The organism is Okeania hirsuta (assembly GCF_003838195.1).
GTDB lineage: Bacteria > Cyanobacteriota > Cyanobacteriia > Cyanobacteriales > Microcoleaceae > Okeania > Okeania hirsuta.
The window spans coordinates 1-773 of the sequence record NZ_RCBY01000656.1; the positions used below are offsets into that span (position 1 = coordinate 1).

The 773-nt window shown below is 40.2% G+C and carries 1 protein-coding gene; it reads left to right on the top strand.

Annotated elements, in window-relative coordinates; all coding sequences use genetic code 11:
- Positions 1-694: class 1 fructose-bisphosphatase (locus tag D5R40_RS33500; RefSeq protein ID WP_240041712.1), on the top strand; the 694-nt coding region annotated here is incomplete at its 5' end.
- Between the last annotated feature and the right edge of the window lie 79 nt (positions 695-773).

Consider the following 773-nt stretch of genomic DNA (forward strand, 5'->3'; position numbering starts at 1 on the left):
AGGGTTTACTGGCACAGTTAATGTCCAGGGAGAATCCGTCAAAAAGATGGATATCTATGCCAATGATGTATTTATCTCGGTATTTAAGCAAAGTGGCCTTGTATGTCGCTTGGCATCCGAGGAAATGGAAAAACCCTATTATATTCCAGAAAACTGTCCAATAGGTCGCTATACATTACTTTATGACCCTCTAGATGGCTCCTCTAATCTAGATACAAATCTAAATGTGGGGTCTATATTCTCGGTTCGCCAACAAGAAGGTAATGATGAAGATGGTTTAGCTCAAGATTTACTCCAAAGTGGACGTAAACAAATTGCTGCTGGTTATATTCTATATGGCCCTAGCACAATGCTAGTATATTCAATTGGCACTGGGGTTCACGCATTTACTCTTGACCCTAGTTTGGGAGAGTTTATTCTGGCCAATGAGAATATCAAAATCCCCGAACATGGCCCAATCTACAGTGTCAACGAAGGTAACTTTTGGCAGTGGGATGATTCTATGCGGGATTATATCCGCTATGTTCATCGCCATGAAGGTTATACTGCCCGTTATGGTGGTGCATTAGTTGGAGACTTTCATAGAATTTTATACCAGGGAGGCGTATTTTTATACCCAGGTACAGTGAAAAAGCCAGAAGGAAAATTACGCCTATTATATGAATCAGCACCTATGGCTTGTTCAATTAAATAAGCCATAGGTGCTGATTCATATAATAGGCGTATTTTTATACCCAGGTACAGTGAAAAAGCCAGAAGGAAAATTACGCCTA